This is a genomic window from Phycicoccus mangrovi, from assembly GCF_018729305.1.
Taxonomy (GTDB): Bacteria; Actinomycetota; Actinomycetes; order Actinomycetales; family Dermatophilaceae; genus Phycicoccus; species Phycicoccus jejuensis.
Window position 1 is genome coordinate 46,615 of sequence record NZ_JAHHWP010000004.1, and the last position, 12,468, is coordinate 59,082.

Annotated in this window: 11 protein-coding genes; 8 read left to right on the forward strand and 3 right to left on the reverse strand. The window is 74.2% G+C overall.

The window, feature by feature from the left end:
• Nucleotides 1-21: 21 nt before the first annotated feature.
• A complete protein-coding gene (locus KMZ30_RS01265; protein ID WP_308279519.1) occupies nucleotides 22-2,565 on the reverse strand; it encodes a glycoside hydrolase family 65 protein in 2,544 nt (847 codons plus the stop codon).
• Nucleotides 2,562-3,326, reverse strand: coding sequence for an HAD family hydrolase (locus KMZ30_RS01270; RefSeq protein WP_372449515.1), 765 nt, complete (start codon nucleotides 3,324-3,326; stop codon nucleotides 2,562-2,564). Before KMZ30_RS01270 ends, KMZ30_RS01265 begins: the two co-directional genes overlap by 4 nt.
• A 62-nt stretch (nucleotides 3,327-3,388) precedes the next feature.
• Between KMZ30_RS01270 and KMZ30_RS01275 the strand changes: the two genes are divergently transcribed.
• The 8 genes from KMZ30_RS01275 to KMZ30_RS01310 all read left to right on the forward strand — a co-directional run bounded on the left by KMZ30_RS01275 (nucleotide 3,389) and on the right by KMZ30_RS01310 (nucleotide 10,453).
• Complete coding sequence (locus tag KMZ30_RS01275) at nucleotides 3,389-3,904, forward strand: MarR family winged helix-turn-helix transcriptional regulator (RefSeq protein ID WP_215511042.1); 516 nt, start codon at nucleotides 3,389-3,391, stop codon at nucleotides 3,902-3,904.
• Between the two features lie 107 nt (nucleotides 3,905-4,011).
• Nucleotides 4,012-4,683, forward strand: a complete 672-nt coding sequence (locus KMZ30_RS01280; RefSeq protein WP_215511043.1) for a hypothetical protein — start codon at nucleotides 4,012-4,014, stop codon at nucleotides 4,681-4,683.
• Nucleotides 4,680-5,705 (forward strand): DUF8094 domain-containing protein, encoded by a 1,026-nt coding sequence (locus KMZ30_RS01285; RefSeq protein ID WP_215511044.1) that lies wholly within the window; start codon nucleotides 4,680-4,682, stop codon nucleotides 5,703-5,705. Before KMZ30_RS01280 ends, KMZ30_RS01285 begins: the two co-directional genes overlap by 4 nt.
• 43 nt (nucleotides 5,706-5,748) lie before the next feature.
• The gene (locus tag KMZ30_RS01290) at nucleotides 5,749-6,744 is read left to right on the forward strand and encodes a tetratricopeptide repeat protein (RefSeq protein ID WP_215511045.1); all 996 of its coding nucleotides are present in this window, start codon (nucleotides 5,749-5,751) and stop codon (nucleotides 6,742-6,744) included.
• 2 nt (nucleotides 6,745-6,746) lie between these two features.
• Nucleotides 6,747-7,799, forward strand: coding sequence for an alpha/beta hydrolase-fold protein (locus KMZ30_RS01295; RefSeq protein WP_215519841.1), 1,053 nt, complete (start codon nucleotides 6,747-6,749; stop codon nucleotides 7,797-7,799).
• A 22-nt stretch (nucleotides 7,800-7,821) separates the two neighbouring features.
• Nucleotides 7,822-8,568, forward strand: coding sequence for an esterase family protein (locus KMZ30_RS01300; RefSeq protein ID WP_215511047.1), 747 nt, complete (start codon nucleotides 7,822-7,824; stop codon nucleotides 8,566-8,568).
• Nucleotides 8,569-8,583: 15 nt separating this feature from the next.
• Nucleotides 8,584-9,852, forward strand: a complete 1,269-nt coding sequence (locus KMZ30_RS01305; protein WP_215511048.1) for an ATP-grasp domain-containing protein — start codon at nucleotides 8,584-8,586, stop codon at nucleotides 9,850-9,852.
• A 67-nt stretch (nucleotides 9,853-9,919) separates the two neighbouring features.
• On the forward strand, nucleotides 9,920-10,453 hold the full coding sequence (locus KMZ30_RS01310) for a DUF1697 domain-containing protein (RefSeq protein ID WP_215511049.1): 534 nt from the start codon (nucleotides 9,920-9,922) through the stop codon (nucleotides 10,451-10,453).
• 315 nt (nucleotides 10,454-10,768) lie between these two features.
• Here the strand turns inward: KMZ30_RS01310 and pgm are convergent, their stop codons facing one another.
• Entirely contained in the window at nucleotides 10,769-12,433 is a 1,665-nt protein-coding gene (pgm, locus tag KMZ30_RS01315) for a phosphoglucomutase (alpha-D-glucose-1,6-bisphosphate-dependent) (RefSeq protein WP_215511050.1), read from the reverse strand.
• Nucleotides 12,434-12,468: the final 35 nt, after the last annotated feature.

The window sequence follows — 12,468 nt, forward strand, 5'->3', positions numbered from 1 at the left end:
GGGCGGTCGGGCCGGGCGCGCTCAGCTCGTCGTCCCGCCCGCGAAGGCGTCCGGGGAGTCGGCGACGTCGAAGGGCATCGGGTCCGGCACGCCCGCGGTGATCCGGCTGCCGTCGGCGCGGGTGCCGCCGGTCTGCGGGCGCTTGGGGAGCAGGCCGTCGACGCGGGGTCCCTGGTGCTCGAGGGCGACGACGACCGGTCGGCCCGGCGCGACGACGTGGTCGGCGCTCCGGACGGAGACCGGCACCTCGCCGTCGCCCGCCTCGACCTCCATCCGCAGCTCGGATGCGGTGAGCCGCACCGCGACCCGCGTCCCCCGCCACGTGAGGCGGAAGCACAGGGAACCCCACGCCGCGGGGAGCCGGGGGTCGAGCGTGAGGCGGCCGCCGTGGTCTCGCATCCCGCCGAAGCCGCCGACGAGGGTCGCCCACACGCCGCCGGCGGAGGCGACGTGGAGGCCGTCGACGGTGTTGTCGTGGAGGTCGGCCAGGTCGACGTACAGGGCGTCCTGGAAGTACTCCAGCGCGGCCTGGTGGTAGCCGACCTCCGCGGCGACGACCGACTGCACGACGGCCGAGAGCGTCGAGTCCCCGGTGGTGATCGGGTCGTAGTACTCGAAGTCGGCGCGCTTCTCGTCGGCCGTGAAGCGGTGGCCCTGGAGGTAGAGGGCGAGGACGACGTCGGCCTGCTTGAGCACCTGGAAGCGGTAGATGACGAGCGGGTGGTAGTGCAGGAGCAGCGGCCGCAGCGACGCGGGCGTGCGGCTGAGGTCCCACACCTCGCGGTCGAGGAAGAAGTCGTCCTGGGGGTGGATGCCCAGGCCGGCGTCGAACGGGATGTGCATCCCGTCGGCGCACCGGCGCCACTCGGTCACCTCGTCCGGCGTGACGTGCAGACGGTGCGCGAGGACGGCCCAGTCGTCGGGGTGCTCGACGCGCAGCCGGTCGGCCGCGTCGGCCGCGTGCTCGAGGGTCGCCCGGGCCATCACGTTGGTGAAGAGGTTGTTGTTGACGACCGTCGTGTACTCGTCCGGCCCGGTCACCCCGTGGATGTGGAAGCTGTCGGTGCCGTTGCTGCGCCAGAACCCGAGGTCCGCGTACAGGCGCGCCGTCTCGACGAGGATCGGCATGCCGTGCCGCAGGAGGAAGTCGACGTCGTCGGTCGCGGCGAGGTACTGCGTCAGCGCGTGGACGACGTCGGCGTCGATGTGCACCTGCGCGGTGCCCGCGGCGTAGTACGCCGAGGCCTCCTCGCCGTTGATCGTCCGCCAGGGGAACAGCGCCCCGCGCTGCGACATCTCCCGGGCGCGGTCGCGGGCCGCCGGCAGCATGAGGCTGCGGAAGCGCAGCAGGTTCCGGGCGGTCTGCGGCTGCGTGTAGGTGAGGAACGGCGCGACGTAGATCTCGCTGTCCCAGAAGTAGTGGCCCTCGTAGCCCGACCCCGTCACGCCCTTGGCCGGCACCCCCATCCGGTCGGCCCGCGCGCTCGCCTGCGCGAGGGCGAAGAGGTTGAACCGCACCGCCTGCTGCACGGCGTCGGCGTGCGCGTCGGCGGTGTCGACCTCGACGTCGCTCGCGGCCCAGAAGGTGTCGAACCACGCGTGCTGCGCGGCGTGGTGGTCCGCGACCGTGCGGCGCACCGCGCGGTCGAGGGTGCGCTCGCAGCGGTCGCGCAGCTCGCGCACCGGCAGGCTGCTCGAGGTGTGGTAGGCCACGAGCTTCTCGACGCGGATGGTGTGGCCCTCGCGCGCCTCGACCCGGTAGACGGCCTTGGTGAGGTCGTCGTCGTCGCGGACGACCACCTCGTAGGGGTCCTCGATGGCGACCCGGTGGTCCGCGGCGACGGCCACCGTCATCCCCGAGCTCGCGCAGCGGTACCCGAGGACCTGGCGGTCCTCGTCGGCGGTGTGCAGCAGGGGCAGCAGGACCCGGCCCTCGAAGACCGACGCCTTGCGGGGGTCGCTCGTCGAGGCGCGGCTGGGGGCGGGGGCGTGGTACTCGTCCTCGCCGTCCTGGCGGTTGAGCAGCTGGGAGGAGACGACGACCGGGGCGTCGCCCTCGAGCATGGTCACCTCGAGGGTGAGGACGGCGAGGTGGCGCTCGGTCATCGAGACCATCCGCGTGGAGTCGACCCGGACGCGCTTGCCCGACGGGGTGCGCCAGACGAGGGAGCGCCGCAGCAGGCCCGCCCGGAAGTCGAGCGCGCGCTCGTAGTGCTCGAGGTCGGCCATGCCGACGACGAGCGGCTCGTCGTCGACGTAGAGCTTCATGAGCTTGGCGTCCGGGACGTCGACGATGGTCTGGCCCGTGCGCGCGAACCCGTAGGCGGACTCCGCGTGCCGGATCGGCCAGGTCTCGTGGAAGCCGTTGACGAAGGTGCCGTGCTCGTGCGCCTCGCGGCCCTCCTCCGGGTTGCCGCGCAGGCCGAGGTAGCCGTTGGCGACGGTGAAGAGGGTCTCGGTCAGCCCGAGGTCGTCCATGTCCGGGGCGCACTCGACGAGCCGCCACGGGTCGGCGGGGAAGCGCAGCCGGTCGACGGGGTCCGGCCCGACGGCCGCGGTCCTCACGCCAGCTCGCCGAGGTCGGCGACCACGAGGTCGGCGCCGGCGGCGGTGAGCGCCTCGGCGCCCGCCCCGCGGTCCACGCCGACGACGAGGCCGACGTCGCCCGCGGCGCCGGCCCGCACGCCGGAGACCGCGTCCTCGACGACGACCGCGGCAGCGGGCTGCGCCCCGCACACCTGCGCTGCGTGCAGGAAGGTGTCAGGGGCGGGCTTGCCGGCGAGCCCGAGCTCGCGCGCCACCCGCCCGTCCACGACCGTGACGAACCGGTCGGTGAGGCCGGCCGCGTCGAGGACCGCCGGGGCGTTGGCGGACGAGGACACGACGGCCAGGGGGGTGCCGAGGTCGCGGAGGTGGTCCAGGAGAGCGACCGAGCCCGGGTAGGGGCGCACGCCGTCGCGCTCGAGCACGGTGCGGAAGGCGTCGTTCTTCCGGTTGCCCAGCCCGCAGACGGTCTCGGCGGAGGGCGGGTCGTCGGGCGAGCCGTGCGGCAGGGTGATGCCCCGCGCCGCGAGGAGGTCGGCGACGCCCTCGTAGCGGGGCTTGCCGTCGACGTGGGCGAAGTAGTCGGCGTCGGTGTAGGGGGAGGTGTCGGCCCCCTCGAGGCCGGGCCGGGAGGTGTCGAGCCCGGCGAGGTACTCGTCGAACATCTCCGCCCAGGCCGCCATGTGCACCTCGGCGGTCGGCGTCAGCACGCCGTCGAGGTCGAAGAGGACGGCGGCGTACGCGTCCCAGGCCACGCTTCTCGAGCCAGTCACGGGGACCACGGTAGGGACACGGGGCCCGGACGGGCGAACGGCGGGCGTGTCGCGTTCGCTAGCGTTGAGGCGTGAGCGAGCCGGTGCGCCTCCCGTTCGACCCGATCGAGCGGGCGCGCGAGCTCTGGGTGGCGCGGTGGGGCGAGGGGTCGCGGGCGACCTCGATGGCCACCGCGACGTCCGTGATGCGCGTGCAGCAGCTGCTGCTGGGGCGCTTCGACGCCATCGCCGGGCGGCACGGGTTGACCTTCGCCCGCTACGAGGCCCTCGTGCTCCTCGCGTTCAGCCGCGAGGGGCGGCTGTCGATGTCGAAGGTCGGCGAGCGGCTCATGGTCCACCCGACGAGCGCGACGAACATCGTCCAGCGGCTCGTCGCGCAGGGCTTCGTCGAGCGGGTCCCCAACCCGGCCGACCGGCGCGGCGCCTTCGCCGTCATCACGGACACCGGGCGGGCCGCGATGGAGGCCGTGACGCGCGACCTCGAGGAGGCGGACTTCGGTCTCGCCTCGCTCTCGGAGGAGCAGCACGCCCTCCTGTTCTCCCTGTTGCGCGAGGTACGGGTGGGGTCGCGGGACTTCCTTCCCTGAGAGACCGGGATTTGTCGGGACCCCCGGGCGTTTGTCATCGTGGAGAGATCGCCCTGCGCCAGACCGACCCGGCGCGGGGCGTCCCCGGACCCGAAGGAACCCTCTCGATGCTCAGGACACTCACGCGGGTGGCCGGCGCCCTCGCCGCCCTGGCCGGGCTCGCCCTCACGGCGACCGGCGTGTGGTTCGCCGTCGCCCTCGGTGGCAGTGGCACCGCCGAGTTCACCACGACGCCGGCGCCCGGCAGCCCGGTCGTCATCACCCCCGACGTGCTCAACCGCGTCGACGCCGACGTCCGGGTCAGCGCCACCCCGTCCCGCGGGGCCTCCCTCTGGATGGCCCGCGCCAACCCCTCCGACGCCTCCGCCGTCATCGGTGACGGCCGCCGCGTCGAGGTGAGCGGGGTCTCCGTCCGCGACTGGGCGCTCACGACGAGCGCGCGCGGCTCGGGCGAGCCGGCGCAGCTCGGCAGCGCCGACCTCTGGCGCCAGCAGGACGACGCCGAGGGGCCGGTCACCCTGACCGTCGAGCAGGCCGACGCACCCGAGAGCGTCGTCATCGCCGCCGACGGCGGGTCGGTGGAACGGGTGACGCTCACCGTCGTCGACAAGCGCTGGTTCGTCGAGTCCGTCGTCGCCGTCCTCGTCGGCCTCTTCCTCCTCGCCGCCGGCGTCGTCGCCCTCTGGCCACGCCGCTCCCGCACGGCGGCCGCGGTGCCGGCCGTGCCCACCCGCCCGACCCCCGAGCCGACCGCCGCCACCCCGGAGGACGCCCGATGACCCGCCACCCGAACCCCGTCCGACCCCGCCGCCGGACCGCCCTCGCCGCCGCGGCCGTCGGCCTGGCGCTCGTCACCACCGGGTGCGGGGCCACCGACGCGCTCGTCGGCCTGCACCCCGCCCCGGCGGAGCAGCCCGCCTCGGCCCCCCTCGACGAGGACGGTGCCGTGGCGATCGCCACCCGCCTGCTCGCCGCCGCGGCCGCCGACGCCGCGACGAAGGGCGACGAGGGGCACGACGCCCGCGCGAAGGTCCTCGCCGGCGACGCCCTGACCGTCGCGGACTCGACCGCGGCCCGCGGTGCCGCCACGACCGCCGGGTCCGACCTCGCGAAGCAGCCGGCGCCGACGGTCCTCGCGCAGTCCCGGGGCCGGGAGTGGCCGCGGGCCATCCTCGCGACGACGCTCGACGAGACCACCTCGACCCAGTCCCTCCACGTCATGGTCGCCCGCAAGCCGGCGGACCCGTACCGCATCGAGGCCTCCGTGCCGATGCTCGCGGGCTCGCGGCTGCCCAGCCTCGGTTCGACGGACGGCGGGGCGCCGTTCGTCGACGTCGAGGACGGGGAGGGGCTCGTCATGTCGCCGGCGAAGGCGTTCGACGCCTACGCCAGCGCGCTCGCCCGCCCGGCCCCGAAGAAGGCCCCCGCCGACGTCACGACGGACGACCCCTTCGGGCAGGCGCTGGGGTCCACCGCCGCCGTGCAGGCCAAGGCCCTCGGCTCGCTCGCGAAGCTGGAGCAGGAGCACGAGCCCGACCTCGACGACGCCGTCGCCTTCCGGCTCGCCGACGGGAGCGCCGTCGCCTTCGGCCTCATGCGCCGCACCGACACCATCACGGTGGGCGCCAAGGCGAAGGAGCTCGTCCTGCCCTCGCGCTACTCGCGGCTCGTCGGGAAGAAGAAGGTGACCCGCGACGTGCGCCTCACGAGCCTGGAGCCGGTCGTCCTCGTCGTGCCGACCGAGGGCGAGGTGTCCGCCATCGGCGCGACCGAGCTCCTCGTCTCCGGGAAGGGCCGCTGACCCCGGTCCCGCGCGAGGGCCCGAGGTGCGCGAGAATCCGACCATGACGCAGACTCCCGACCCCGCCGGCGCCCGGGGCGCCGTCGACCTGTCCGCCGTGGCGGCGATGACCACACCCGGTGCCGCCACCGCCGGCCCGGGCGCACCCGCCGGGCCCGTGCCCGGGCAGCCCGCGCCCGTCGCTCCGGCCGTCCCCGACGGCCTCGTCGTCGAGGTCACGCCGGCCACGCTCCAGCAGGCCCTGACCCGGACGGTCAACGTCGCCGGGCTGCTCGTCCTGTGGTCCTCGGGCCACCCGCAGACGCGGCAGCTCATCGACACGGTCGCGGCGGTCGCCGCCCGGCAGGAGGGGCGCGTCCTCGTCCTCACCGCCGACCTCACCGGCCACCCCGAGCTGCTCCAGGCCTTCCAGCCCCTGCTCGTGCAGGCCTTCGGCCAGCCGACCGTGCCGGCCACCTTCGGGCTGCTCCAGGGCCAGCCGGTCCCGCTCTTCCCCGGCATCGCCGACGAGGGCCAGGTCGGGCAGGCCGTCGAGCAGCTGCTCCAGGCCGCGGTGCAGAACGGCATCACCGGTCGCGTCGACCTCGGCCCGCTCCCCGAGGGCGCCGAGGCCGAGGAGGAGGCCCTCTCGCCGCTGCACGAGGCGGCCTACGAGGCCATCGAGCGGGGTGACCTCGCCGCGGCCGCGCAGGCCTACGAGCAGGCGATCGCCGCGGACGCCTCCGACGACGACGCGCGCCTCGGGCTCGCGCAGGTGCGGCTCATGGAGCGCACCCAGGGGGTCGACCTCAACGCCGCCCGCGCGGCGGCCGCGGCCGACCCGTCCGACGTCGAGGCCGCCTGCGTCGTCGCCGACCTCGACGTCCTCGGCGGTCACGTCGAGGACGCCTTCACCCGCCTCGTCGACCTCGTGCGCACGAGCGCGGGGGAGGAGCGCGACCGCGCCCGCACCCACCTCCTCGGGCTCTTCGACGTCGTCGGCGCGCAGGACGAGCGGGTGCGCAAGGGGCGCACCGCGCTCATGAGCGCCCTCTTCTGACGGTGCCCGTCGTCGTCCTTGACGAGACCCTCGAGCTCGTCCACGACACCGACGACGCCACGCTCACCGGGGTCTCGCTCGACTGCGACCCCGCCGTGCCCGGTCCGCGGGAGTTCACGGCGGTCCCCGGGGGCTGGCGGCTCGTCCTGCCCCGGCCCGCCCTCGGGCGCGTCGAGTACCGGCTCGCGCTGCGCCGGGGCGAGGAGACCGAGGTCGTCTGCGACCCCGCCAACCCGCTGCGCGTCGCCACCGCGTTCGGCGACCGGTCGGTGCTCGAGCTGCCCGGCTACGCACCGCCGTGGTGGCTCGACGCGCCCGTCGCCCCCGGGCGGATGTCGCCGATGGCCGTCGCGGGGGAGACCGCCGACGACGTGCCCGTCACCGTGTGGACCCCCGAGCAGCTCGCCGACGACGAGCCCGCGCCGCTGCTCCTCGTCCACGACGGGCCCGAGTACGACCTGCTCGCCGGGATGACGCGCTACTCCGGCGCGCTCGTCGAGGCCGGCGTCCTCCCGCCGCACCGTGTCGCGCTGGCCCATCCGGTCCTGCGCGACGCGTGGTACTCCGGCTCGCCCGGCTACCTGCGCACCGTCGCCGAGGCCGGGCTGGACCGGATCGCGGCGGCGCATCCCGTCTCGGCGCCGGTCGTCGTCGTCGGGGCCAGCCTCGGCGGCCTGACGGCGCTGCTGCTGGCCCTGGCCGCCGCTCCGCGCGTGGGTGGGGTTCTCGCGCAGTCGGGCTCGTTCTTCCAGGTCCGACACGACGACTCCGAGAGCGGCTTCCGGTACTTCGGCCGCATCTCCCGCGCGGTCCAGGCCGTCCTCGACACGCGGCACGCGGAGCACCCGCTCGTCGTCGGGATGACGTGCGGCGCGCTCGAGGAGAACGCCGCGAACAACCGTGACATGGCCGCGGCCCTCGCCCGCGCCGGCCACGACGTGCGCCACCGCGAGGTCGACGACCTGCACTCGTACACGGCGTGGCGTGACGCGCTCGACCCCACGCTCACCGACGTCCTGCGGACGGTGTGGTGCTCCGAGGGCGAGCCGGCCTGACGCCCGGCTAGGGTCGGGGCGCATGGAGCAGCGCAGCGTCCGGCTCGGGGTCCCCGGTCACGACGCCGACCTCGAGGTCGTGCGGTACGGCCACTGGGGGCGGCCGGTCCTGCTCTTCCCGTCCGAGGCCGGCGCGGCCCGTGACGCCGAGGGCAACGGGATGCTCGACGCGGTCCGCCCGCTCGTCGACGCCGGCCGGGTCAACCTCTTCTGCGTCGACTCCCTCGACGGCTGGTCCTGGTCCGACACCTCGCTGCCGACCGAGGAGCGCGCCCGCCGTGCCGGGGCCTACACGGCGTGGCTGTCGGAGGCGGTCCTCCCGTGGGTGCGGGCCGAGACCGGCGGCTCGTCGGAGGTCGTGGCGGTCGGGCCGTCGATGGGCGCGTACCACGCCGTGCACCTCGCGCTGACCCGCGCCGACGTCGTGCCCGTCGCCATCGGGCTCTCGGGCAACTACGACCCGACGACGTGGAACGGCTGGGGCGAGGTCGGCGACGCCACGTACTTCTCGAACCCCTCGGCCTACCTCGCGCACGCCGGTGGGGACCACCTCGACTGGCTGCGCTCGCGGGTGTCCATCCTCCTCGTCGTCGGCCAGGGGCCGTTCGAGGTCTCGCCGACGAGGTCGCTGCCCGCCACCCACGAGTTCGCGAACGTGCTGTCCGGCAAGGGGATCCGCCACGAGCTCGACGTCTGGGGCCACGACAGCGCCCACGACTGGCCGTGGTGGTCCCGCCAGCTCGCCCACCACCTGCCCCGCTTCACCTGACGAAGGGACCTCGCCGTGACCGACCCGACCGACCACCCCGTCGGCCTCCTGCTCGGCGCCGAGCAGGACTGGCCGACCGCGTTCGAGGCGCTCGCCGCCCGGCTGGGCGTGCTCACCGCGCCCGACGGCTCGCGGCACACGCTCTCGACCGAGCGGATGACGATCGAGCCGTTCAACCTGCGCGACCGGGCGCGCCACGAGCTCGTCATCGACCGGCTCGCGCACTGGTACTACCACCCGCGCGAGTGGCTCAAGAAGGCCGCGCTCATGGACGACGTCTACCTGCTCAACAGCCCGTTCACCTTCCAGTCGATGGAGAAGCACTCGGCGTACTGCGCGCTCATGCGGCTCGGGATGAACGTGCCCGAGACCGTGCTCGTGCCGTACAAGAACCCCGTCGACAACGCCCGCTGGGCCTTCACCTCGGCGAAGTACAACCGTTCGTTCGACCTCGACGAGATCGCCGACTCGCTCGGCTACCCGCTCTACATGAAGCCCTTCGACGGCGGTGGCTGGCGCGGCGTCTCGCAGGTCCGCGACCGCGAGGACCTGCACCGGGCGTACGACGACTCCGGCGAGATGCTCATGCACCTGCAGGCGTCGGTGCCGGACTACGAGCACTTCGTCCGCACGCTGACCATCGGCCCCGAGACGATGGCGATGAAGTTCCGCCCCGAGGAGCCGATGCACGAGCGCTACGCCGTCGTCCACGACTTCCTCTCCGACGAGGTCGGCCGTGAGGTCCTCACGGTGAGCCAGACCGTCAACGCCTTCTTCCGGTGGGAGTTCAACTCCTGCGAGATGCTCGTCAAGGACGGGGTCGTGTACCCCATCGACTACGCGAACGCGTGCCCAGACGTCGCCGTCACGTCGCTGCACTACTACTTCCCCTGGGCGATGACGGCGCTGCTGCGCTGGACGACGTTCTGCACCGTGACCGGGCGCTCGCCGCGGCCGCACATCGACACCGCCCCGTGGTTCGCCGTGGCCGACGACGAGGTGCTCGACCACCAGGGTCGCCTGGCCGCCTACCAGGCCCTGGCCGACGACCACTTCGAGGCCGAGCGTTACCGCGCCTTCTGCGACTCGACGCTCGCGCACGTCCCCGAGATGGTCCTCGAGTGGGTCGGCTCCGAGGACTTCCACCGGATGCTCGTCTCCACCGTGCAGCAGACGTACCCGCCGCAGGAGTGGGAGCGCTTCGAGGCGCACTTCGCGGGGTTGATCGGACTGTGGCTCTCGGACGAGCAGGTGCGGCTCACGACGGGTCCGGCGGCGGGCTGAGCTCCCGCCGGCGGCGCAGCTCGGCGAGCGTCCCACCGGGGCGCGCGACGGGCCTAGGGTGGGCGCCATGAGCACCCGGGTGGGGTTCCTGCGGGCCGTCAACGTCGGCCGGCGCCGCGTCGCGATGAGCCGCGTGGTCGCCGTGTGCGAGGGCCTCGGGTACGAGGACGTGTGGACGTACGTCAACAGCGGCAACGTCGTCCTCGACGCGACCGGGGCTCGGGCCGCGGTGGAGCGCGCGGTGCAGGCGGCGCTCGAGGAGGAGCTCGGGTTCGAGTGCTCGACGTTCGTCCGGACGCCGGCGCAGCTGCGTGCGGTGCTGGAGGACCGGCCGTTCGAGGTCGCCGACGGTGACACGCACTTCGTGACGTTCCTGCGCTCGGCGCCGTCGGCCGCGGACGGCGCGGCGCTCGAGGCGCTCTCGAACGAGTTCGACACCATCGTCGTCCGGGGGAGCGACGTGCACTGGCGGATGCGCGGGAAGTCGACGGACTCGCGTCTGGTCACGCGCGACTGGGAGCGCATCCTCGGCCCGGCGAGCAGCACGAGCCGCAACGTCACGATGCTGACCAGGCTCGTCGCGAAGATCGACGACCGCTGACCACCACGCCGCCCTGATCTCGTCCTGCCGCCCCGACACGGCACCCCGGCACGGCGACACCACCCTGGCGCGGCGGCACCACCCCGGCACGGCGACACCACCCTGGCGCGGCGGCACCACCCCGGCACGGCGACACCACCCTGGCGCGGCGGCACCACCCCGCCACGGCGAGGTCGCTCCGGCACGGTGAGATCGGCCCGGCACCGGGGGAGACCCCGGTTCGTCCACGAGACCCCGGCTCGGAGCCGGGGTCTCGTGGACATTTCGGGGTGACCCCGAAATGCGGGGGCTGATGGGGCGAGTGGGGCGGTCGGGTCAGGAGCCGAGGGCGGCGGAGACGACGTCCTTGGCCTCGGCCTGGACCTGGGCGAGGTGGTCGGGGCCGCGGAAGGACTCGGCGTAGATCTTGTAGACGTCCTCGGTGCCGCTCGGCCGCGCCGCGAACCACGCCGACTCGGTGACGACCTTGAGGCCGCCGATGGCCGCGCCGTTGCCGGGGGCCTCGGTGAGCTTGGCGGTGATCGGCTCGCCGGCGAGGGTCTCGGCCGCGACGTCGGCGGGGGAGAGGGCCGCGAGCTTGGCCTTCTGCGCGCGGTCGGCGGGGGCGTCGATGCGGGCGTAGGCCGGCTCGCCGTGGCGCGCGACGAGGTCGCCGTAGTGCTCGCTCGGGGTCCGCCCGGTGCGCGCGATGATCTCGGAGGCGAGCAGCGCGAGGAGGATGCCGTCCTTGTCGGTCGTCCACACCGAGCCGTCGTGGCGCAGGAACGACGCGCCGGCCGACTCCTCGCCGCCGAACGGGCCGGAGCCGTCGAGCAGCCCGGGCACGAACCACTTGAAGCCGACCGGCACCTCGACGAGCCGGCGCCCGAGGTCCGCCGCGACCCGGTCGATCATCGAGCTCGACACGAGGGTCTTGCCGATGAAGCCGTCCTCGCGCCACTGCGGGCGCGCCCCGCCGTAGAGGTAGCGGATGGCGACCGCGAGGTAGTGGTTGGGGTTCATGAGACCGGCGTCCGGGGTGACGATGCCGTGACGGTCGCTGTCGGCGTCGTTGCCGGTCGCGACGTCGTACTCGTCGCGCCGCTCGATGAGCGAGGCCATCGCCGAGGGGGAGGAGCAGTCCATCCGGATCTTGCCGTCCCAGTCGAGCGTCATGAAGCGCCAGGTCGGGTCGACGAGCGGGTTGACGACCGTGAGGTCGAGGCGGTGCCGCTCGGCGATGGCGCCCCAGTAGTCGACGGCCGCACCCCCGAGGGGGTCGGCGCCGATGCGGACCCCGGCCTCGCGGACGGCATCGAGGTCGAGGACGTTCGGCAGGTCGTCGACGTAGCGGCCCATGAAGTCGTAGGACTGCGCGGCGGCCCGGGCGCGCGCGAAGGGGATGCGCCGCACGCCGTCCAGCCCGGCGCGCAGGTACGCGTTGGCCGCCGCGGCGATGACCTTCGTCGCGTCGGAGTCGGCCGGCCCGCCGTGCGGGGGGTTGTACTTGAAGCCGCCGTCGGTCGGCGGGTTGTGCGACGGGGTGACGACGATGCCGTCGGCGAGGCCGCGGCCGGCCGGCATGTCGTCGACGCCGGAGACCTTGCCACGGTTGGCGACCAGGATCGCGTGGGAGACCGCCGGGGTCGGGGTGTAGCGGTCGGCGGAGTCGACGAGCACCGTGACGTCGTTCGCGGCGAGCACCTCGAGCGCGCTCGACCACGCGGGCTCGGACAGGCCGTGGGTGTCACGACCCATGAACAGCGGTCCGTCGTAACCCTGCTCGCGCCGGTAGTCGCAGATGGCCTGCGTCGTCGCGAGGATGTGCGCCTCGTTGAACGAGGTGCGCAGGCTCGAGCCGCGGTGGCCGGAGGTCCCGAACGCGACCTGCTGGTCGACGTCCTCGGGGTCGGGCACGCGCGTGTAGTACGCCGTGACGAGCGCCGCGACGTCGACGAGGTCGGAGGGCTGGGCGGGCTGTCCGGCGCGCGAGGAGGTCATGGCGCCGATCCTCGCAGACCACCCGCACCACCGAC

Bases quoted from the DNA above. Each gene is read 5' to 3' on its own strand.
- KMZ30_RS01280 (WP_215511043.1), top strand. From the start codon at position 4,012: ATGCTCAGGACACTCACGCGGGTGGCCGGCGCCCTCGCCGCCCTGGCC.
- KMZ30_RS01285 (WP_215511044.1), top strand. From the start codon at position 4,680: ATGACCCGCCACCCGAACCCCGTCCGACCCCGCCGCCGGACCGCCCTC.
- KMZ30_RS01290 (WP_215511045.1), top strand. From the start codon at position 5,749: ATGACGCAGACTCCCGACCCCGCCGGCGCCCGGGGCGCCGTCGACCTG.
- KMZ30_RS01300 (WP_215511047.1), top strand. From the start codon at position 7,822: ATGGAGCAGCGCAGCGTCCGGCTCGGGGTCCCCGGTCACGACGCCGAC.
- KMZ30_RS01310 (WP_215511049.1), top strand. From the start codon at position 9,920: ATGAGCACCCGGGTGGGGTTCCTGCGGGCCGTCAACGTCGGCCGGCGC.
- pgm (WP_215511050.1), bottom strand. From the start codon at position 12,433: ATGACCTCCTCGCGCGCCGGACAGCCCGCCCAGCCCTCCGACCTCGTC.